The sequence below is a fragment of the Stenotrophomonas sp. 05N37 genome, assembly GCF_056397365.1.
Genome location: NZ_JBFTNG010000007.1, coordinates 81,431 through 103,646, shown reverse-complemented (window position 1 = coordinate 103,646; position 22,216 = coordinate 81,431). Strand labels below are relative to the sequence as shown.

At 69.6% G+C, this 22,216-nt stretch carries 6 protein-coding genes; 3 read left to right on the top strand and 3 right to left on the bottom strand.

Going from position 1 to position 22,216, the window contains the following annotated elements; all coding sequences use genetic code 11:
* The first annotated feature begins 86 nt into the window (after positions 1-86).
* From purH to purD, 3 genes are all read left to right on the top strand, one after another.
* A complete protein-coding gene (gene purH, locus AC1DGC_RS17005) occupies positions 87-1,670 on the top strand; it encodes a bifunctional phosphoribosylaminoimidazolecarboxamide formyltransferase/IMP cyclohydrolase (RefSeq protein WP_449336343.1) in 1,584 nt (527 codons plus the stop codon).
* A gap of 17 nt (positions 1,671-1,687) precedes the next feature.
* Entirely contained in the window at positions 1,688-2,554 is an 867-nt protein-coding gene (locus AC1DGC_RS17000; protein ID WP_478048400.1) for a hypothetical protein, read from the top strand.
* 72 nt (positions 2,555-2,626) lie between these two features.
* Complete coding sequence (purD, locus tag AC1DGC_RS16995; RefSeq protein ID WP_394164033.1) at positions 2,627-3,910, top strand: phosphoribosylamine--glycine ligase; 1,284 nt, start codon at positions 2,627-2,629, stop codon at positions 3,908-3,910.
* A 307-nt stretch (positions 3,911-4,217) separates the two neighbouring features.
* Here purD and rpoH read toward each other — a convergent pair whose 3' ends face one another.
* The 3 genes from rpoH to AC1DGC_RS16980 all read right to left on the bottom strand — a co-directional run bounded on the left by rpoH (position 4,218) and on the right by AC1DGC_RS16980 (position 22,098).
* Positions 4,218-5,093: an RNA polymerase sigma factor RpoH gene (rpoH, locus tag AC1DGC_RS16990; RefSeq protein ID WP_259210048.1), complete on the bottom strand. Its 876-nt coding sequence runs from the start codon at positions 5,091-5,093 to the stop codon at positions 4,218-4,220.
* A 1,026-nt stretch (positions 5,094-6,119) separates the two neighbouring features.
* Positions 6,120-9,815: a hypothetical protein gene (locus AC1DGC_RS16985; RefSeq protein ID WP_478048399.1), complete on the bottom strand. Its 3,696-nt coding sequence runs from the start codon at positions 9,813-9,815 to the stop codon at positions 6,120-6,122.
* Between the two features lies 1 nt (position 9,816).
* Entirely contained in the window at positions 9,817-22,098 is a 12,282-nt protein-coding gene (locus AC1DGC_RS16980; protein ID WP_478048398.1) for an Ig-like domain-containing protein, read from the bottom strand.
* Between the last annotated feature and the right edge of the window lie 118 nt (positions 22,099-22,216).

Genomic DNA, 22,216 nt, shown 5'->3' with positions numbered 1-22,216 from the left:
GGGGCCAATATCGGCCGGCGGCGCCCCTCGCCGGCCCCCACCGCCTACAATATCGGCCCCGCTCCGCTGCCGATTGCCCTGTCCCCATGACTGCTGATCTGTTGCCCGTTCGCCGGGCCCTCCTGTCCGTCTCCGACAAAACCGGTCTGATCGACCTGGCCCGCGCCCTGGCGGCGCGCAACGTGGAGCTGCTGTCCACCGGCGGCACCGCCAAGGCGATCCGCGAGGCCGGCCTGGCAGTCAAGGACGTGGCCGATGTCACCGGCTTCCCGGAAATGATGGACGGCCGGGTCAAGACCCTGCACCCGCTGGTGCATGGCGGCCTGCTCGGGCGTGCCGGGCTGGATGAAGCGGTGATGGCCGAACACGGCATCGGCGCGATCGACCTGCTGGTGCTGAACCTGTATCCGTTCGAGTCGGTGACGGCCAAGGCCGACTGCACGCTGGAAGACGCCGTGGAGAACATCGACATCGGTGGCCCGGCGATGCTGCGTTCGGCCGCGAAGAACTTCGCGCGCGTGGCGGTGGCCACCGACCCGTCGCAGTACGCCGACCTGCTGGCCGAGCTGGAGGCCAACGATGGCCAGCTCTCGGCAGCCAGGCGCTTCGCTTTCTCGGTGGCCGCGTTCAACCGCGTGGCGCAGTACGACGCGGCGATCAGCAACTATCTGTCTGCCGTCACCACCACCGACACCGCCGTGCCGGTGCGTGCCGAATTCCCGGCGCAGATGAATTCCAGCTTCGTGAAGGTGATGGACCTGCGCTACGGCGAGAACCCGCACCAGAGCGGCGCGTTCTACCGCGACCTGTACCCGGTGCCGGGCACGCTGGCCACGTTCCAGCAGCTGCAGGGCAAGGAACTGAGCTACAACAACCTGGCCGACGCCGATGCGGCGTGGGAATGCGTGCGCCAGTTCGACGCGCCGGCCTGCGTGATCGTCAAGCACGCCAACCCGTGCGGCGTGGCCGTGGGTGCCGGCAACGGCGATGCCTACGAACTGGCCTACGCCACCGACCCGACCAGTGCGTTCGGCGGCATCATCGCCTTCAACACGCCCCTCGATGCGGCCACCGCGCAGGTGATCCTGGACCGCCAGTTCGTGGAAGTGCTGATCGCCCCGGACTTCGAGCCGGCCGCGCTGGCATACGCGCAGAAGAAGGCCAACGTGCGCGTGCTGCGCATCCCGCATGGCGACGGCCGCAACAACTACGACACCAAGCGGATCGGCTCGGGCCTGCTGGTGCAGTCCTCGGACAACCGCGGCATGCGCCGTGACGAACTGAAGGTGGTCAGCACGCTGGCGCCGACCGAGAAGCAGTTCGCCGACCTGCTGTTCGCCTGGAACGTGGCCAAGTTCGTCAAGTCCAACGCGATCGTCTACGCCAAGGACAACCGCACCATCGGTGTCGGTGCCGGCCAGATGAGCCGGGTGTACTCGGCGCGCATCGCCGGCATCAAGGCCGCCGATGCGAACCTGGTGGTGGAAGGCTCGGTGATGGCCTCCGATGCATTCTTCCCGTTCCGCGATGGCATCGATGCCGCCGCGGCGGCCGGCATCAAGGCGGTGATCCAGCCGGGTGGCTCGATGCGCGACAGCGAAGTGATCGCGGCCGCCGACGAGCATGGCCTGGCCATGGTGTTCACCGGCGTGCGCCACTTCCGCCACTGAATCAAGGAGCGACACGGATGTCTGCCATGCCATTGAAGTCCCTGCTGGCGCTGGCGATCGGCGCCAGCGCAGTGCTGGCCGGCTGCAAGCCGGCCGCTGCACCTGCCCCGGCGCAGCCGACCGCTCCCAGCGCAGCGGCGGCCGCTCCGGCCACCGCCGCCCCGCACGTCAGCCGCACTGCCCGCCTGCAGGCGTTCCTGGCCCAACGCTACGGCAAGGACGCGCGGCTTTCCGAGGGCTGGCGCGGCACGTGGACGCAGGACGGCCAGGCGCGCGCCACCGACTGGACGGTGTGCGCCGAGCAGCCGGTGGTGAGTGGTGACAGCTGGCAGCAGCTGCTGGCCGTGTGTGGCGAGCTGGTCGAGGGCGGCCATGCCGACCCCGGCACGATCGACTTCTACGTGCTGCGCCCGGCCGCGGACGGCTTCGACGTGGCGGCCGACCTCACCGGCGGCACCTATGGCAGCAGCGGCCGCCCGGGCACGGTGGAGATCATCCGTGCCGGCAGCGATTTCTACGGCTTCCGCAACGAGAGTGGCTGGTATGGCCAGGGTTACGCGCTGCAATCGCAGGCGTTGATCCTGCCCGGCCCGAACGGGCTGGTGGACACCGGCAGCGTGCGCAGCCACATCGACAACACCGCCGCCTACGACTGCGATGACGCCGAGCAGGCCGACGACTGCCGGACCCGGACGTTCAACCTCGATTTCGCCCTGCGCATGGACGACAGCGACCGCAGCGCACGGACCTGGCCGCTGGTGATCGAGGAGACCGGCATCGAGTGCGGTGGCAGGCAGGTGCGGCGCGAACATCGCTTCACGCTGGACCCAAAGACCTGGACCTACGCCTTCCCCGACGCCCTGCAGCGCGAAGGCTGCCAGTAATGCCCTGGCGCGGTGCAGGCGCGTCCTGCACGGCGTAAAATCGCGGTCCTGCTCCCCTCCGCGAGAACTGCATTGAAGATCCTGGTCATTGGCGCCGGCGGCCGTGAACACGCCCTGGCCTGGAAGCTCGCCCAATCCGCGAACGTGAGCGAGGTCCTGGTGGCGCCCGGCAACGCCGGCACCGCCACCGAGGCCAAATGCCGCAACGTGCCGGTCAAGGTCACCGACCTGGACGGCCTGCTGGCGCTGGTCGCCGACGAAGGCATCGCGCTGACCGTGGTCGGCCCGGAAGTGCCGCTGGTGGCGGGCGTGGTCGATCGTTTCCGCGCGGCCGGCCACCGCATCTTCGGGCCCACCGCCGCCGCCGCGCAGCTGGAGGGCAGCAAGGCCTACGCCAAGGACTTCCTGGCCCGCCACAACATCCCCACCGCCTTCTACGCGGTGCACACCGAGGTGGCGCCGGCGCTGGCTTATGTCCGCGAAAAGGGCGCGCCGATCGTGGTCAAGGCCGACGGCCTGGCCGCCGGCAAGGGCGTGATCGTGGCGATGACCCTGGCCGAGGCCGAGGACGCGGTGCGTGACATGCTCTCCGGCAATGCGTTCGGCGATGCCGGCGCGCGCGTGGTGATCGAGGAGTTCCTGGACGGCGAGGAAGCCAGCTTCATCTCGATGGTGGACGGCACCACCGCGCTGCCGATGGCCACCTCGCAGGACCACAAGCGCGTGGGCGACGGCGACACCGGCCCGAACACCGGCGGCATGGGCGCGTACTCGCCGGCCCCGGTGGTGACCGAAGAAGTGCATGCGCGGGTGATGCGCGAGGTGGTCAACCCGACCGTGCAGGGCATGATCGCCGACGGCATTCCGTTTACCGGCTTCCTGTATGCGGGCCTGATGATCGACGCCAGCGGCGCGCCGAAGGTGATCGAATTCAACGTGCGCTTCGGCGACCCGGAAACCCAGCCGGTGATGCTGCGTCTGCAGTCGGATCTGGTGGACCTGCTCGACGCGGCCATCGATGCGCGCCTGCACGAGGTGGACGCGCAGTGGGATCCGCGTCCGTCGCTGGGCGTGGTCATGGCCGCATCGCCCTACCCGGAAACGCCGATCACCGGCGATGTGATCCACGGGCTGGATGCGGTGCCGGCGAGCGCCAAGGTATTCCATGCGGGCACGGTGCTGGACGCGCAGGGCCAGGTGCTGAGCGCCGGCGGCCGGGTGCTGTGCGTGGCGGCGCTGGGCGACAGCGTGGGCGATGCGCAGGCCAACGCGTATGCCGGCGTGGCGGCGGTCCGCTGGGCCAACGAATTCCACCGCAGCGACATCGGCTGGCGGGCGATCGCGCGGGAATCGTAGATCCACGCCATGCGTGGATGAACGCAGCCTCCGGCCTCGATTCCCCATGTCACGCCACACCGAACAAAGAAGAAGGGTCCGGCATTGCGGGGCCCTTCCTCGTTCGCAGGCCATCGCCCGCCAACCGTAGATCCACGCCATGCGTGGATGAACGCAGCCTCCAGCCTCGATTCCCCATGTCACGCCGCACCGAAAGACGAACCGCCTGGCATTGCCGTGTCGGAGAGATGAGCGATGAGACAGCGCCACCGGGACAGAAAAGGCCCGGCAGTCCCGGGCCTTCTGTTCACACCATTGCCACCGCGTATTACGCAGTAAACAGCGCCTTCATCTTCTTCAGCGCGTTCGCTTCGACCTGGCGGATGCGTTCGGCCGACACGCCGTACTCGTCGGCCAGCTCCTGCAGGGTCACCTTGCTGTCCGCGTCCAACCAGCGACGGCGGATGATGTCGCGCGAACGCGCATCCAGCTCGGCCATGCCTTCGCGCAGCAGCTGCAGCTTGTTGTCTTCGCTGTCGGCACGCTCATAGGCCATGGACGGGTCTTCCGCGTCGGCCACCAGGTAGGCGGCCGGCGACGGCGGGGCGTTTTCATTGTCTTCGTCGCTGGGCGCGTCGAAACCAATATCACGACCGGACAGGCGCGATTCCATTTCGAGCACTTCGCGCTCGGACACGTTGAGGTCCTTGGCCACGGCGCTGACTTCGGCCGCGTTCATCCAGCCCAGGCGGGTCTTGGACTTGCGCAGATTGAAGAACAGCTTGCGCTGCGCCTTGGTGGTGGCGACCTTGACGATGCGCCAGTTCTTCAGGATGAACTCGTGCATTTCCGCACGGATCCAATGCACCGCGAAGGACACCAGGCGCACGCCCATGTCCGGGTCGAAGCGCTTCACCGCCTTCATCAGGCCGATGTTGCCTTCCTGGATGAGGTCGCCCAGCGCAAGGCCGTAGCCGTTGTAGCCACGGGCCACGTGCACCACGAAGCGCAGGTGGGAATGGACCAGTTCGCGCGCGGCGTCCAGATCCAGCTCGTCGCGGAAGCGACGGGCCAGATCCTGCTCGTCATCGACCGACAGCACCGGGATCTGGTGCACGGCACCGATGTAGGCGTCCAGCGAACCGAGCGCACTGGGGATCGGGAGATTGTTTGCCACAAGGGCAGTAGAGGTGTTCTGGCTCATAGCACTCATCTTAGCAGTCCGGGAATTGGACTGCTAAAGGGGAAAGAAGTTCCAGCGTTCTGTTGATGGGACGCTGGCACCGATCACCCGACTAACGTACCGCGAAATGATGACAGTGGCGAGGGGGTCGGGAGGGCTGCAGATAGTTGTTTAATTTCAATAGCTTGGAATTGAATGCACGGGGGCGGGCTGTGGATTTCTGCTGAACGCGGTGTCTGGCAGGGCCTATTCAGGCCGGTAAGGTTGTCCGGCATTCAGCCCCCTGCATCGTGGGGCCTGCGGGCTGTGATGCAGGGTCGTGGGCGGGCGGGGTCGGGGTTGGTCGGCGGCCTATCCAGGCGTGGCCTGGATCTACGGACGTCGCTGGGCGGGTCGGGGTTGGTCGGTGGCCCATCCAGGCGTGGCCTGGATCTACGGGTGCTGGGCCGGTCGGGGTTGGTCGGCGGCCTATCCAGGCGTGGCCTGGATCTACGGACGTCGCTGGGCGGGTCGGGGTTGGTCGGTGGCCCATCCAGGCGTGGCCTGGATCTACGGGTGCTGGGCCGGTCGGGGTTGGTCGGTGGCCTATTCAGGCGTGGCCTGGATCTACGGACGTGGCCGCGCGGTCAGGGTTGGCCGTGGCCGGCATGGCCTGCGTCGACATCAGCCCACCCGCCGAAGCCGACCGCCGAAGCCGCCATCTCCGGTAGTGGCACGCCAGACAATGACGAAAACGAATGCGTGCCAGCCAGACAACGCCAGCTTGGTCGGTGGCCCAGCCGAGCATGGCTCGGCTCTACCAACAGCCCACCCGCCGAAGCCGACCGCCGAAGCCGCCATCTCCAGTAGTGCCACGCCATGCGTGGCAGGCCAGACAATGACGAAGATAGATGCGTGGCAGGCCAGACAACGACGAAGACAGATGCGTGGCACGCCAGACAATGACGAAAACGAATGCGTGCCAGCCAGACAACGCCAGCTTGGTCGGTGGCCCAGCCGAGCATGGCTCGGCTCTACCCCCCCCCCACCGAAGCCGACCGCCGAAGCCTAGTAATACCCCGCCATATTCAAGAAGAACCCCTTCTGGTCATACCGCAGCTCGGTCATGTCATCGCTGAACTCGGTGAAGTTGTACCCCACCCCGACCTTGAAGTTCTCCCCTACCCGCCGGTCCAGCCCCACCAGCCAGCCCTTGCGCACGCCACCGTCGCGCACCTTCAGCCAGCGGTGTTCGGCCAGCCCTTCCCACTTCTCGAACAGGCGATAACGCACCTGCAACGCGGCGAAATCGGCGCGGCTGTCCAGCCAGGCCCCTTCACCGCGGCCGGTGCGGTAGTCGCCCCAGCGGGAGGCCAGCTTGCCGGCCAGTTCCCAGCGCGCGCCGAGCTGGCGGATGCCTTCCAGCGACAGCACCTGCGAGCGCTGGTCGTACAGGTTGCCGCCTTCCTGGCCCAGCGAGGCCACGTCGTAGAGATAGGTGAACTTGCCGAAGCCCGCCCAACCGGTGCTGTCGTGCGGTCGCCAGGCAAAGCCGACGTTGGTCTCCACCAGCTTGGCGTCGGCCAGCGGATTGATGCGATCGTCGGTGTCGGCGTAGTTGGCGCGCAGCGCGAAGCGCCAGTCTTCGTTGAGCTTGTACAGCAGCCGGTTGGTGGTCACCCACTGCTCGCGCTGTTCGGCCCCGCTGTCGCGGCGGTACTCCAGCTTGCTGCTCCACTGCGCCACCGCATCGGTACGGCCGCCGCTGACGCTGTAGGCGCGGCGGTCGATGCGGCCGGCGCTGGAATCCAGCTCGCCGTCCATGACCGTGAAGCCCAGGTTCCAGCCCTGCGCGGGATAGAAATCCATGCCGAAGGTGTGCACCAGCCCGGCGCTGTCCTGGCGGCGATCCTTGAGGTACTGGCTTTCGTTGTAGACGTTGACCTGGTTGCTCAGGCGCCAGCGCTGGCCCAGCGTCCAGCCACTCTGCAGGCCGGTGTCGAACAGCGGATCGGTGCCGGTGCGGTCGGTGCTGTAGCTGTAACTGCCGTACAGGCTGTGGTCCGGGGCCATGCGGTACTCGGCATCCACCTTGGCCCCGTGGCCGCGGCTACCACCACTGAGCTCGGCGCCGACGCTGCTGCGGTCGCCGAACAGATAGCGCGCGCCCAGGGTGAGCAGGTCGTTCTTCTCGTACGCGCCGCCATCATCGTCCAGCGTGACCTGGCCGGTGCCGTACAACTCCCACGAGGACCCGAAGCGCTGCCGATAGCCAACCGCCGCCAGCAGCGCGGACACGTCCTGCAGTGCCTGTTCTTCGCGCACGCGACGCAGTTCGCCGGTGAGCTGGCCGTCGTTGCCCAGCCGCCACTCGGCGGTGAGCTGGCTCTGCTCCAGCGCCAGGTCGCCCTGCTCGGTGCGGGTGTGCCGGCCATACAGGCTGAGATCGTCGGTGAGGTAGCCGAGGAACTCCGCGCCGTATTCCTGGATGGGTTGGCCGGTGTCCTGGCGGGCCACCGAGAAGCCGGCGTCCACATCGCGCCACCAGGCACCCAGGCTCCAGTCGCGGCGGGTCCAGCCCAGCTCGCGCAGGTTGGCCCGCGCTTCCACGGCGCTGGCGGTGCCGGAGCGCCGGCCTTCGTACGGGTTGCGGCGGATGAAGCTCAGGCCGCCGTTGTCCGAATAGAACACTGGAGCAGCCGTGGCGTCGGTACGGGTCTGCTCGACCTTCAGGTAGGTACCGCGCCCGGCCTGCAGGGTGAGGTCGGCGCCCTTGAGGCTGTAGTTCTCGCCGCTGCGGTTTTCGTCGATCCAGGTGCCGCCGATGGCGACGTGGTCGCCGATCCACTGCCGGCCACGCGCACCATAGGTGACGTCGTCGCTGCTGAAGCCCAGCGGCACGTACTCGTAGTCCACCAGCAGCAACTGGTCGTAGCCATCGAGCGGCATGTCGCGGGTGATGCTGCGGACGTTCTCGCGGGTGAGCTGGGCCAGCGGCCGGGTCAGGATCAGGCGACCCTGCAGGTTGTCGATCTCGTAGTCCACGCCTTCCTGCAGGGTGGCGCGGGTTTCGGTGCGGCCGGTGGTGCGGTCGCGCACTTCCAGCACCACCTGCTCCGAGCCGGGCAGCACGTCGGTGTGGCGCAGGTAGTAGAGGCTGCCGCCGGTACCGAGGAATTCGCTGTGGCCCGGCGCGGACTGCGCCTCGGAGCCGAACAGCTTCAACTGCGAGCGTGCATCACCCAGCGGCGTGGCGGCCAGCGAGCGCCAGTTCAACGCGCCGCCGTACAGCGAGCGCACGTACTGGCCATACTCGGTGCCGGTGATGCCGGTGGCGTAGTTGCCCCACAGCGCCTGGCTCTGGTCCCAGTCCACGCGCAGGTAGAGGCGGCCCTGCGTGTCCACGTCGCGATAGGTGGTGGAGTCGTCGCCGTACACCGGGTAGTACAGGTCCGGGTCGAGGCGGCGGAACACATCCTGCGCGTCGGCGTCGGAGAAGTCGCGGAACAGGTACTTCAGCTCGCGGTCCTGGGTGTCGGCCTGCGCGGTCACCAGGTACTTGCCGCGCATCTTGCCCTTCAGATAGAACGCCAACCGCCCTTCGCTGAGGAAGCCATCGGTATCGCGGTCGTCGGCCGCCAGCGGCTGCACGTTGCCGCTGGCCGTGTTCCTGGACAGGGTCACGTCGGCGATGCCCACCAGGAACAGATAGCGGCCGGTGACATCCACGTCCAGCTGGCGTTGCGCCGCGGGGGCGTCGCGCGATTCCACGCGGACGTCGTAGCGGTGCTGGCCGACCGGCTCCAGGAACTCGGCGGCGAACTTCTGCTCCAGGTCGACCGGGAAGTCCTGGCCGTTGATGCGCACGCGGCTGTTGGGCTCCAGGTTGCGGCCGTACAGGCGCACGCGCGAGCCATGGATGGGGATGTTCTGCAGGCGCAGCGTGCTCTGGCCGTAGATGCTGTTGCTGACCTGCAGGTCCTGCGCGCTGTCGCCATCCAGGGCCTGGCCCAGGGTCTTCTGCACGTTCTCGCGGGTCACCTGCAGGCCGCGGTCGAAGTCGGCCGGGGTCACCAGCTGGATGCGCTGGAGGCGGGTTTCATCGAACGCGCCACCGGCACCGTAGGCACGGGCCACGTAGATCAGGTCGTCGCCGGTGCGCAGCTTGATCTGCGCCGGCAGCTCGCCATTCCACTCGGCATCGCCCACGTAGTCCACCGGCAGGTCGATGCGCGCCAGCGGGGTGACCAGGTCGGTGTCGGTGCCGCGGTACAGGGTCACCTCCAGCTTCTGGATGAAGGAGGCGTAGTTGTTGTAGCTGTGGAAGCGCAGCGGGCGGATCACCCGGCCATTCTCGAATGGCACGGTGGCCGCAGCCTGCACGCTCAGGCTGGGCGGGACCATGGTCGGGTCTTCGGTCGCCCAGACCACACCGCCGTTGGGCAGCTCGGCCATGAACTGGCCGCCGGGCGCGGCCACGTCCGGCGTGGTGGACGGGCCTGCCGGCACCGTGCCGGCCGCGCGCGGATCGGCGTGGGCCGGCAGTGGCAGCGGCGCCGGGTCGGCATCGTCGCCGATGCGCAGCAACAGCCCGTCATCATTGCGGCAGCTGTCGCCCTCGCAGCGGATCGGCGCCGCAGCGGTGGCCGGCGTGGGCTGCTGCGCGAAGGCCGGCGCGGCGAGCAGCAGCAGCGCAGCGAGGCGGGCGACGCGGCGCACGAGGGGCGCGGTGGTGGGGGTCGGGCTCAGGGTGTTCTCCATCATGTCAGCGCCCCTCCCTGCCGGTGCGGTCCGTGCCAGGCAGCGGCGCGGGTGGATCGTCGAGTTGCAGGTGGTGCAAGGTGCTGCCGTCGGCGGCCACGATCTCGATGCGGCTGGCAGCGGCCACCGCCGCCGGCACCCGGCTGCGCAGCGCGGCCTGCAGGACCTGCGCGCGCTGCCGCGCCAGTGCCTCCTGGCCGGCGCTGGCGGTGAGCAGCAGGCGGCCACCACCGCGCGCGACCAGCGCCTGGGCAGCCTTGTCCAGGACCGGGCCGCGATCGGACTCCAGTCGGGCGCTGCCCGGCGCGAACAGCGCCTCGCCCAGTTCGATCCGGGCCGCTCGCATGGGCAGGGCCGGGCCCGGGGCGGCGGGACCCAGTGAGCCCTCGGGCAGGCGCACGCCGAAGTCGAAGCGCGCCGGCAAGCCGGGCGTGATACGCCGTACCAGCGGGTTGGGCGTGGTGAAGCGGGTGCCGGCAGGCAGCGTGGCCGGGTCCACCTTGAGGATGAAATTGCGCCCGCGTGCCTGCCCGCCGGGGATGCCCACCAGGTGATAGCGGCCGAACGCGTCTGTCTCCATCAGCAGGCCTTCCACCGCGGCCACGCGCACGCCCGGGATGCCGCGTTCGCCGTCATCCTGGATGCCATTGCCGTTGCGGTCATCGAACACGCTGCCGATGATCAGGCTCTCGTCGAGCAGCGGATCGGTGGTCACGTCCACCTCGGCCGAGGCGACGTTGCCGATGGTGCGGTTCTCGCCATCGATGGCGGTGATGCGGTTGGTGTGCACGCCGGTGCCCGTGCCCGCGCCGACGCGCAGGTAGTACACCACCGTGGCGCGCTCGCCGACCGGCACGTCGATGCCGTCGATGCGCAGCGGCTGCACGCCGCTGGTGCGTGCATCGTTGTCCGCATCCTGCACCGCGAAGCCACCGCGCACGAAGGTGAAGCCCGGCGGCAGCGTATCCAGCAGCGTGGCGCCGTTGGCATCGACCTCACCCACGTTGTCGATGGTGACGGTGTAACGCACCAGGTCGCCGATCTGCGCACTGCGCTTGGCCGCCACCTTGGTCAGGCGCAGCACGGCCTGCTGGCCGGCCACGGTGACCGCGACATTGGCCTCGGCGCACATCGGGGTCGGGATGGACACATCGCAGACCCGGTAGCGGAAGCTGTCGGTGCCGGCGAAGTTGGCCGCCGGCGTGTAGGTGCACAGGCCGTTGCTGCATTGCACGCTGCCGTGCGCGGGTGCCACCGCGACCTGCAGCGAGGCCCGATCCAGCGGCGCGCTGCGGGCGCTGTCATTGGCCAGCACGTCGATCACCTGCGGCCCGGCGGTCTGGGCAGTGATGGCGTCGTCGGACAGGGTCAGCACGTTCGGCTCGACCATCACCGTGACCGTGGCACCCGCGCACATCGCCGGGTCCGCGACGTCGCAGACCTCATAGTCGAAGCGCTGCTCGCCCGAGAAGTTGGTCAGCGCGGCAAAACGGATGCGCGCACGCGGCAGCACCGTGGCGGTGCCGTACGGCGGTGGCGCTGCAATGGTGACGGTGACGGTGTCCGGATCGATCGGCGTGCCGTTGACGCGGTCGTTGCCGAGGACGTCGATTTCGATCACCCCGTCCTGCGGGATCTCCACGCGATCATCCGTGGCATCCACGCCGGGATCGCCGGCGATCACGGTCACGGTCACGGTGCCGGTGTCGCAGACGGTCGGCTGGCTGACCAGGCAGATCGTGTAGGGGGTGCTGTAGCTGCCTGCCGCCAGACCGGCGGCCACGTCCACCCAGCCGTCGGCACTGAAGGTCAGCGCGCTGGTGGCCACCGGGGCGAAGCTCACCTGGGCCGGGTCCAGCGGTGCGGTGTTGAACGTATCGTTGGCGAAGACGTTCAGCAGGCGCGTGCGCCCGGCCGGGCCCACCGGCCCTGCACTGTCGTCCACCGCCAGCAGCGCCCCGACCGCGCCCTGCACGCGTACGGTGGCGATGGCGGTGGTGCAGTTGGTCGGCACCCCGTTCTCGCAGAGCTGGTACGCCAACTGGACCTGGCCCGGCTGCACCCCGGCCGCGACCATGATCTGGCCCAAGTTGTTCATCGTGTAGCCCGGGGTGCTGCCGGTCAGGCTGGCGACCACGCTGCCCACCGGCGGCGGGGAGACGTTGTTGTAGCTGTCGTTGTCGAGCACGGAGCGGGCGATGGTGCCGCCCACGGCCGGGTCCACCGGCGTGCTGGTGAAGTCATCGTTGACCGCCAGCACCACGTTGGCCGAGCCGGCCAGGGTGAGGGTGACGCTGGCCGTGCCGCACTGCGCGCTGTACGGCGCCGGCAGGCACACCTGGTAGGTGAAGCCGACCGGCCCGGTGGTGCCCGACGGCGGGGTGTAGCTGAAGCTGCCGTCGGCGTTGAACACCAGGCCGGCGACGGCACCGCTGGTCAGCGTATACAGCGCGCCCACCGGTACGTTGTCATTGCTCGACACGTTGCCGGTGGTCGGGCGCCCGGCCGGCGTGGTGACGGCATCGTTCTGCGGTGCCGGGGTGATCACCAGGGTGACGCTGGCGGTGGTGCAGTTGGCGGACGCGGCCGCTTCGCAGATCTGGTACGTAAGCAAGGTGGCGCCGGAGGCGACGCCGCTGGCCACGCTGATGGTGCCATCGGTGTTGACGGTGATCCCTGCCGGTGCGCCCACCAGGCTCAGCAGCACATCGCCGGGCGGCGGCGGGCTGACCCCGTTGAGACGGTCGTTGGCCAGCACGCTGCTGGACGAGCCTGCGCCCGGCAGCACATCGGTGAGCACGTCGTCGCCGGCCACCAGCGTGCCGGTGTTGATGTTGATGGTGACCGTGGCGGTGCCGCAGGTACCCGCATACGGTGCGGGCAGGCAGGCCAGGTAGGTGAAGCCGACCGGGCTGGGCGTGCCCGCTGGCGGCGTGTAGGTGAACGCACCGGTGCTGGCCAGCGCAAGCCCGGCCGGCGCGGTGCCCTGCACGGTGTAGACCGCCGCGACCGGCATGGTGTCGTTGCTGGCCACGCTGTTGCTCAGGGTCTGCCCCACCTGCACCGAGAAGGCATCGTTCTGCGGTGCCGGGCTGATCACCACGGTCACGCTGGCGGTATCGCAATTGGTTGGCGCGGCGGCTTCGCAGACCTGGTAGGTAATGGCGGTCGCACCGGAGGTGACGCCGGTGGGCACGCTGATCCTGCCATCGGTTGCAATGCTGAAGCCGGCCGGCGCGCCAACCAGGCTCAGCACGACGTTGCCGGCGGCCGGCGGCGAGACCCCGTTGAGGCTGTCGTTGGCCAGCACGCTGGCGCCGGACGTGGTGCCGGGTGCGACCCCGGTGAGGGTGTCGTCGCCCGCGACGAGCTGGCCGTTGTTGATGTTGATGGTGATGATCGCCCGGCCGCACAGGCTGGCGTTCGGGGCCGGCAGGCAGACCTGGTAGGCCACGCTCACCGGACCGATCACGCCGATGGCGGGGGTGTAGCTGAAGCTGCCATCGGGGTTGAACAGCAGCCCGCTCGGCGCACTGTCCTGCAGGGTGTAGAGCGTGCCGGGCGGGGTGTTGTCGTTGCTGGCCACGCTGTTGGCCAGGGTCTGCCCAGCCTGCACGGCAAAGGCATCGTTCTGCGGTGCGGGGGTCACCACCACGGTGACGCTGGCGGTATCGCAGTTGGACGGCGCGGCCGCTTCGCAGATCTGGTAGGTGACCGTGGTCGGGCCGGACGTCACCCCACTGCCGACGCTGACGGTGCCATCGGGATTGAGGGTGAAGCCACCCGGTGCGCCGACCAGGCTCAGGATCACATCGCCGGCGGCCGGCGGCGACACGCCGTTGAGGCTGTCGTTGGCGAGCACGCTGGTGGCCGTGGTCGCGCCGGGCAATACGCCGACCAGGCTGTCATCGCCGGCGCTCAACGTGCCGTTGTTGACGTTCAAGGTGACCGTCGCGGTGGCGCACAGGCTGTTGTTCGGGGCGGGCAGGCAGGTCTGGTAGGTGAAGCCCACCGGCGACACCGCGCCGACCGGCGGGGTGTAGGTGAAGCTGCCGTCGGTCGCGAACGTGAGCCCCGCCGGCGGCGTGCCCTGCACGGCCCAGGTCGAGCCGGCCGGCATGCTGTCGTTGCTGGCCACGCTGTTGCTCAGCGTCTGCCCGGCCTGCACAGAGAACGCGTCGTTCTGCGGGGTCGGGCTGACGATCACGGTGACGCTGGCGGTGGCACAGTTGCCCGGCGCCGCCGCTTCGCAGACCTGGTAGGTCAGCGTGGTGGGCCCGGCACTGACGCCGGTGGCCACGCTGAGGGTGCCGCTGGGTGTGATCGCAAACCCGGCCGGCGCGCCGACCAGGCTGAGCACCACGCTGGCCGGTGCCGGCGGCGAGACCCCGTTGAGGCTGTCGTTGGCCAGCACGCTGGCGGCCGAGGTGGTGCCCGGCGCCACGCCACTCAGGGTGTCGTTGCCGGCAAGCAGGGTGCCATTGGCGATGTTGAGGGTCACGTTGGCCGGGGCACACAGGGACGTCGGCGCCGGCAGGCAGGCCTGGTAGGTAAAGGTGACCGGGCTCGGCGTGCCGACGCCCGGTGCATAGGTGAACGACCCGTCCGGATTGAACACCAGGCCGGTCGGCAGCGGGCCCTGCACGGCGAACGTCGCACCGACCGGCATGCTGTCATTGCCGGCCACGCTGTTGGCCAGGGTCTGCCCGGCCTGCACGGTGAACGCGTCGTCCTGCGGCGTCGGGGTGACGATCACGGTGACGGTGGCGGTGTCGCAGTTGCTCGGCGCCGCCGTCTCGCAGATCTGGTAGGTGAGCGTGGTGCTGCCCGACACCACGCCGGTGGCCACGCTGATGGTGCCGGCGGCGCTGATGGTGAAGCCGGACGGCGCGCCCACCAGGCTCAGCTGCACGTCGCCCGGTGCGGGCGGGCTGACCGCGTTGAGCGTGTCGTTGGCCAGCACGCTGGTGCCGGACGTACCGCCGGCGACGATCCCGCTGAGGGTGTCGTCAACGGCCACCAGCGTACCGGTGTTGACGTTGAGCGTGACCGTGGCGGTGTTGCACAGCGCGGCATTGGGCGCGGGCAGGCAGGCCTGGTAGGTGAACGTCACCGGGCCGGTGGTGCCCAGTGGCGGCGTATAGGTGAACGTGCCGTCCGCGTTGAACGCCAGGCCGGCCGGCGCGGCGCCCTGCACCGCCCACGTGGACCCGGTGGGCAGGCTGTCGTTGGCGCCGACAGTGCCGTTGCTGAGGGTGCCGCCGACCTGCACCGCATACGCATCGTCCTGCGGTGCGGGCGCGATCACCAGCGATACCGTGGCGGTATCGCAGTTGGACGGCGCCGCGGTTTCGCAGATCTGGTAGGTCAGCGTGGCCGGGCCGGAGGTGACCGTCAGCGGAACGCTGATCGTGCCGTCGGTGGCGATGCCGTAACCGGTGGGTGCACCGACCAGGCTCAACTGCACGCTGCCCGGTGCGGGCGGGGTCACGCTGTTGAGCGCATCGTTGCCCAGCACGCTGGGCGTGGCTGCGCCCGGGGCGATGCCGACGAAGCTGTCATCGCCGGCGACCAGCGTGCCCAGGTTGACGTTCACGGTGGCCGTGGCCAGGCCGCACACCCCCGCATTGGGCGCGGGCAGGCAGGCCTGGTAGGTGAAGGTGATCGCGCCGGCGGTGCCCACCGGCGGGGTGTAACTGAAGCTGCCGTCGGTGTTGAACACCAGCCCGTTCGGCGGCGTGCCCTGCACCGCCCAGCTCGACCCGGCCGGCATGCTGTCGTTGCTGGCAACGCTGCCGCTGGCGATCGTGCCGCCCGCCTGCACCGCGAACGCATCGTTCTGCGGCATCGGCGTGACCACGAAGCGGATCGTGGCGGTATCGCAGTTGGTCGGCGAGGCGGCCTCGCACACCTGGTAGGTCAGCAGCGTGGCCCCGGCAGTCACTCCGGCCGGCACCTGCACGGTACCGTCGTTGTTGATCACGTAGCCGGCCGGCGCACCGACCAGCAGCAGCTGCACGCTGGCCGACGCAGGCGGGGTCACCCCGTTGAGCGAATCGTTGGCCAGCACGCTGGGCGTGTCCGCGCCGACGCTGACCGGGGCGGCGAAGGTGTCGTCGTTGGCCACCACCGCATTGACGCTGATGGTCAAGGTCGCGGTCGCCGTGCCGCACACCGCGGCATCCGGTGCCGGCAGGCAGGCCTGGTAGGCGAAGGTGACCGGGCCGATGGTGCCGGCCGGCGGCGTGTAGGTGAAGCTGCCGTTGCTGTTGAACACCAGGCCCTGCGGCGGCGATGCCACGCTCCAGCTGGAGCCGGCGGGCATGGCGTCGTTGCCCGATACGTTGCCGCTGTTGGGCTGGCCGGACTGGACCGTGATCGCATCGTCGACCGGCGTCGGGCGCACCACCAGCGCGATGTTGGCGATGGCGCAGTTGTTGGCGGCCGCGGTTTCGCAGATCTGGTAGACCAGCGCGTTGGCGCCCGTCGGCGCGTTGGCCGCGACGGTCAGCGTGCCGTCGGGATTGAGGGTGAAGCCGGCCGGTGCACCGACCAGCGACAGCGACACGCTGGCGGCGGCGGGCGGGTTGACGCCGTTGAGCGCGTCGTTGCCGAGCACGCTGGGCGTGCTGGCCCCGGGTGCGATCGCACCGAAGCTGTCGTCGGCGGGCACCAGCAGGCCATTGTTGATGTTCAACGTCGCGGTCGCGGTGCCGCACACGGCGCTGTTCGGCGCCGGCAGGCAGGCCTGGTAGACGAAGCTGGCCGGACTGGTGGTGCCGGCCGGCGGCGCATAGGTGAAGCTGCCGTCGGCAGCGAAGGTCACGCCTGCCGGCGGCGTGCCCTGCAGCGTGTAGAGCGTACCGATCGGCATGTTGTCGTTGCCGGACACGTTGCCGCTGAGCGTCTGCCCGGCCTGCACGGTGAAGGCATCGTCGGCCGGCGCCGGGGCGACCACCAGCGCGATGCTGGCGGTGGCGCAGTTGGTCGACGCGGCCGCTTCGCAGATCTGGTAGGTGAGCGTGGTGGCACCGGCCGCCGTGCCAGCCGCGACGGTGACCGTGCCATCAGCGGCGATCGCGATGCCGGTCGGTGCGCCGATCAGCGACAGCTGCACCTCGGCGGGCAGTGGCGTGGCGCCGTTGAGGGTGTCGTTGGCCAGCACGGACGGCGACGCGGCACCCGGCGCGAGCGGCGTGGCGAAGCTGTCGTCGACCGCGACCAGGGTGCCGCTGTTGACGTTGATCGTCGCGGTCGCGGTGGCGCATGCCGCCGCATCCGGGGCGGGCAGGCAGACCCGATAATCGAAAGTGATGGCCCCGGTGAAGCCGGCCGCTGGCGTGTAGCTGAAGGTACCGTCGGCCGCCAGCGCGAGGTTGGCCGGCGGGAGATTGAGCACCGTGAACTGTGCCCCCGCCGGCGCGTTGTCGTTGCTGGCCACCGAGCCGCTCAGTGCCTGCCCGGCCGGCGTGGACAGCGCATCGTCCAGCGCGGACGGCGCGACCACCAGGCGGACCGTGGCGATGGCGCAGTTGCCCGGCGCCGCCGCTTCACACAGCTGGTAGGTCAGGTTCTTCACCCCCGCAGGGGTGCCCGGCGCAACCGTCACCGCGCCTTCGTCGGTGATCGCCAGCCCGGCCGGCGCCCCTACCAGCGTCAACTGCACATCGGCCACGGCCGGCGGCGTCGCCGCGTTGAGCGCATCGTTGGCCAGCACCGAGGTGGTGCTGCCGCCGGTGACCGGGTTGATCGGGGTCGTGCTGAAATCATCGTTGTTGGCGGCCAGCGTGCCCACGCTGATGGCGATGCTGGCGCTGGCGGTGGCACACAGGGCCGCGTTCGGCGTGGGCAGGCAGACCTGGTAGGTGAAGGTCACCGGCGTGGCGACGCCGACCGGCGGCACGTAGCTGAAGCTGCCCGACGGGGTGAACGACAGCCCGGCCGGCACGCTGCCGGTGACGCTGAACACCGCGCCCGCCGGCACGTTGTCGTTGTCGCCCACGTTGCCGTTGAGCGCCTGCCCTGCCGCCGTTGAATAGGCATCATTGCTGGCCGAGGGAGTCACCACCAGGCGGATGGTCGCGCTGGCGCAGTTGCTGGGCAGTACCGCTTCGCAGATCTGGTAGGTGAGCACCGTCGCGCCGCCGGCGGCACCCGCAGGCACCTGCAGCAGGCCGTTGGCATCGAGCGTGTAGCCGGCCGGGGCACCGACCAGGCTGAGCAGCACGCTGCCGGCAGCCGGCGGCGTGCTGCCGTTGAGACTGTCGTTGAGCAGCACGCTGGTGGCACTGCCGCCGCCGGGCGCAAGCGGCGTGGCACTGAAGTCGTCGTCCAGCGCCACCAGGGTGCCGGCGTTGACGTTGAGGGTGGCGGTGGCGGTGCTGCACTGGGCGCCGTCCGGTGCGGGCAGGCAGACCTGGTAGGTGAAGGCGACCGGGCCGGTGAACCCGACCGGCGGGGTGTAGAGGAAGCTGCCATCGGGCCCGAACTGCAGACCGGTCGGCGCCGCTGCGGTCAGCGTGAACACCGCGCCGGCCGGCGCGTTGTCGTTGCTGCCGACATTGCCGGCCAGCAACTGCCCGGCCGGCGTGGAGAACACATCGGCGGTCGCCAGCGGAGCGACCAGCAGTTGGACCTGGGCCGAATCGCAGTTGCCGGGCAGCGCCGCTTCGCACAACTGGTAGGTGAGCGTCACCGCACCGGCCGGCACGCCACTGCCGATGGTCAGGGTGCCATCGGCAAGCAGGGTGTAGCCCGCCGGTGCACCGACCAGGCTCAGCAGCACATCGGCCGAGGCCGGCGGCACCGTGCCGTTGAGGCTGTCGTTGCCCAGCACCGACGCGGTGCTGCCGCCGGTGGCGGGATTGATCGGGGTGCCGCGGAAGTCGTCATCGTTGCCGACCAGCGTGCCGGCGTTGACGTTGACGGTGACCGTGGCACCGGCGCAGACGGCGGTGTCCGGTGCCGGCAGGCACGCCTGGTACGCGAACGTCACCGGCCCCTGCGAACCTGCCGGCGGCGTGTAGGTGAAGCTGCCATCCGGAGTGAACACCAGCCCGGCCGGGGCGGCGCCACTCAGGCTGAAGCCCGCATTGGCCGGCACGTTGTCGTTGGCGGCCACGCTACCGCTCACGGCCACGCCGACGGCCGTGCTGACCGTGTCATTGACCGCCACCGGCGCCAGCAGCAGCTGCACCGCTGCGGTATCGCAGTTGCCGGGCAATGCCGCTTCGCACAGCTGGTAGGTGAAGCCCACCGCGCCCGCCGCTGCACCACCCGGGATCGACAGCGTGCCGTTGCCGTTGATCACGTAGCCGGCCGGCGCACCGATCAGGCTCAGGATCACCTGGGCCGGCGCAGGCGGGATCGCGCCATTGATGGTGTCGTTGCCGAGCACGCTGTTGGTGGTGCCGCCCGTGGCGGGATTGAGGATCGCGCTGCGGAAATCATCGTCGTTGGCGACCAGGGTGCCGGCATTGACGTTGAGCGTGACCGTGGCGGTATCGCACACGGTGGCCAACGGCGCGGCCAGGCAGGCCTGGTAGGTGAACGTGGTGGTGCCGGTGTACTGCGCCGGCGGGGTGTAGGTGAAGTTGCCATCGGCGTTGAACAGCAGCCCGGCAGGCGTGACGCCGGACACCGCATACGTGGTGCCGACGGCGACGTTGTCGTTCACTGCCACGTTGCCGCTGACCGGCGTGGCCACCTGCGTGGCGTAGGCATCGGCCACTGCATCCGGGGCGATCACCACGGCGATGCTGGCCGTGGCGCAGTTGCTGGTCCCGGCCTGACACAGCTGGTAGGTCAGGCTGATGGGGCCGGCCGGGGCGCCGGCAGGCACCTGCAGCTGGCCGTTCGGCTCGAGCGTGTAGCCGGCCGGCGGCGCGTTGATCAGCGACAGCGTGGCCTGCGCCGGCTGGATCGCGACGCCATTGAGAGTGTCGTTGCCGAGCACGCTGGCGGTCAGGCCGCCCGCGCCGGTCAACGGCGTGCCACTGAAATCATCATTCCCCGCGACGATCGCACCCGGGCTGACGTTGATCGTGGCAGTGGCCGCATCGCAGACACCGGCATTCGGTGCGGGCAGGCACACCTGGTAGCGGAAGGTGTCCGGCCCGGTATAGGCAGACTGCGCGGTGTAGCTGAAGCTGCCATCGGCATTGAACGCCACCGTGCCGTGCGCGGCCACCGCCAGCAGGCTGAACTGTGCGCCCACCGGCACGTCGTCGTTGCCGGCGACACTGCCCGCCAGCGCGATGCCGGCCGTGGCGGCAAAGGTGTCGTCGACCGCATCGGGCGCGACCACCAGTTGCACGTTGGCGATGGCGCAGTTGCTCGACGCGGCCAGTTCACAGATCTGATAACCGAAGCTCACCGCGCCGGCCGCCGCACCCGCCGGCACCGAGATCTGCCCGGCCGCGTTGACGGTGTAGTTGACCGGGGCACCGGTAAGGGCCACGGTGACCGCGGCGGGCAGGACCGCCGCGCCGTTGAGCGTATCGTTGCCGAGCAGGCTGATCGTGGTGGTGGTGCCTGGCTGCAGCGGCGTGGCGAACACGTCGTTGACCGCGGCGATCTGGTTGGCCTGCACGTTCACGCTGACCGTGGCGGTATCGCAGACGGTCGCGTTCGGCGCGGGCAGGCACACCTGGTAGGTGAAGGAGTCCGGCCCGGTGTTGGCGTTGGTCGGCGTGTAGGTGAAGGTGCCATCGGGATTGACCACCGCGGTGCCACGGGTGGGCGCGGTGCCCAGCGTGTAGGCCGATCCGCTGGCGATGTTGTCGTTGCCGGCCAGGCTGCCGGTGGCCGGTTGGCCGCCACCGGGCGTGGTCACCGTGTCGTTGACCGCGTCGGGACTCACCACCAGGTTCGCGGTGGCCGTTGCACAGTTGGCCGGCAGCGCGTTTTCGCAGAAGCGGTAGGTCAGCGCCAGCGGGCCGGCGGCCGCGGTGGCCGGCACCTGGATGGCGCCGTTGCCGGTGATGGCAAACCCGGTCGGCGCACCCACCAGGCTCATCGTCACCTGTGCCTGCGGCACCGCGCCACCGTTGAAGGTGTCATTGGCCAGCACGCTCGGGGTGAGCCCGCCCGCACCGGCGGGCAAGGGCGTGGTGAAGGTGTCGTCTGCGGCCACCAGGGCATTGGCATTGACCACGATCGAGGCGGTCGCGGTGGCGCACACGCTGCCATCCGGTGCCGGCAGGCACACCTGGTACTGAAACGCGCTGGCGCTGACGATGCCACCGGCCGGCGCATAGACGAAGCTACCGTTGCTGCTCACGGTGAGGCCGGCCGGCGGCGTGCCGATGGCGCTGAACACGGCAGCGGCCGGGGCGTTGTCGTTGCTGGCCACGGTGCCGCTGAACGATGGCGCGCCACCGGTGGCGTTGAAGCTGTCGTTCACCGCCGTCGGGCCGATGATGAGGCTGGCCGTGGCCGTGGCGCAGTTGGTCGGCGAGGCGTTTTCGCAGATCTGGTAGGTCAGCGTGGTGGCGCCGGCGGTGGCACCGGCAGGCACCGTGATCACGCCGGCGCTGTTGATGGTGAACCCGGCCGGCGCGTTCTGCAGCGCGATGATCAGGGCGGCACCGTTCACCGGCGCACCGTTGAGGGTGTCATTGGCCAGCACCGTGGGCGTGCTGCCGCCGGTGGCCGAGGAGATCGCGGTGGCGAGGGTATCGTTGTTGGCGATCAGTGCATTGGCCTGCACCGGTACCGCCGGCGTGGTGGCGCTGTTGTCGCCCGGGGTCGGGTCGGTGGTGCCGGTGGGCAGCACCAGCGACACGCTGTTGGCCGGCACCGTTGCCGGCGTGCTGGTGGGCGCGGTGCCATTGACCAGCAGCACCACGCTGTCGCCGACGGCGACATTGACCTGCACGTTGATCGCATTGCCGGTGCCGCTGGCCTGCGCGCACGCGGATGCGCCCGTGCCGGGCTGGCAGGTCCAGGTCACGTTGGCAAGCAGCGGCGACACGCTGTCGACCACCGCGACCGCCGAGGCCACCGACGGCCCCGCGTTGCTGACCTGGATGCGGTACTGCACCGCGCCGCCGGCAGCCACCGGCGTGGCACTGAGCAGGCTCTTGGTCACGCTCAACTGCGCCTGCAATGCCAGGGCATTGGTGTCGGTGGCGCTGTTGTTGCCCGGCGTGGGATCGGCCACGTCGGTTGGTGCGGTCACCGTGGCGGTGTTGTTGAGTGGATTGGGGTAGCTCTGCGCCAGCAGCGGCGGCGACAGCAGCAGGGACAGCAGGCTCACCGCATACGCGATGCTGGCCGACGCCATGCCTGCCCTGCGGTGCGTGCCCGTTGCTGCCATGCGCTCATCCTCGAATGCGGCCGACGCCCCCTGCACGGGTCCGTTCGGCTCTGGTGGTCCATCCCATCCCCACGCAGGGCATTGC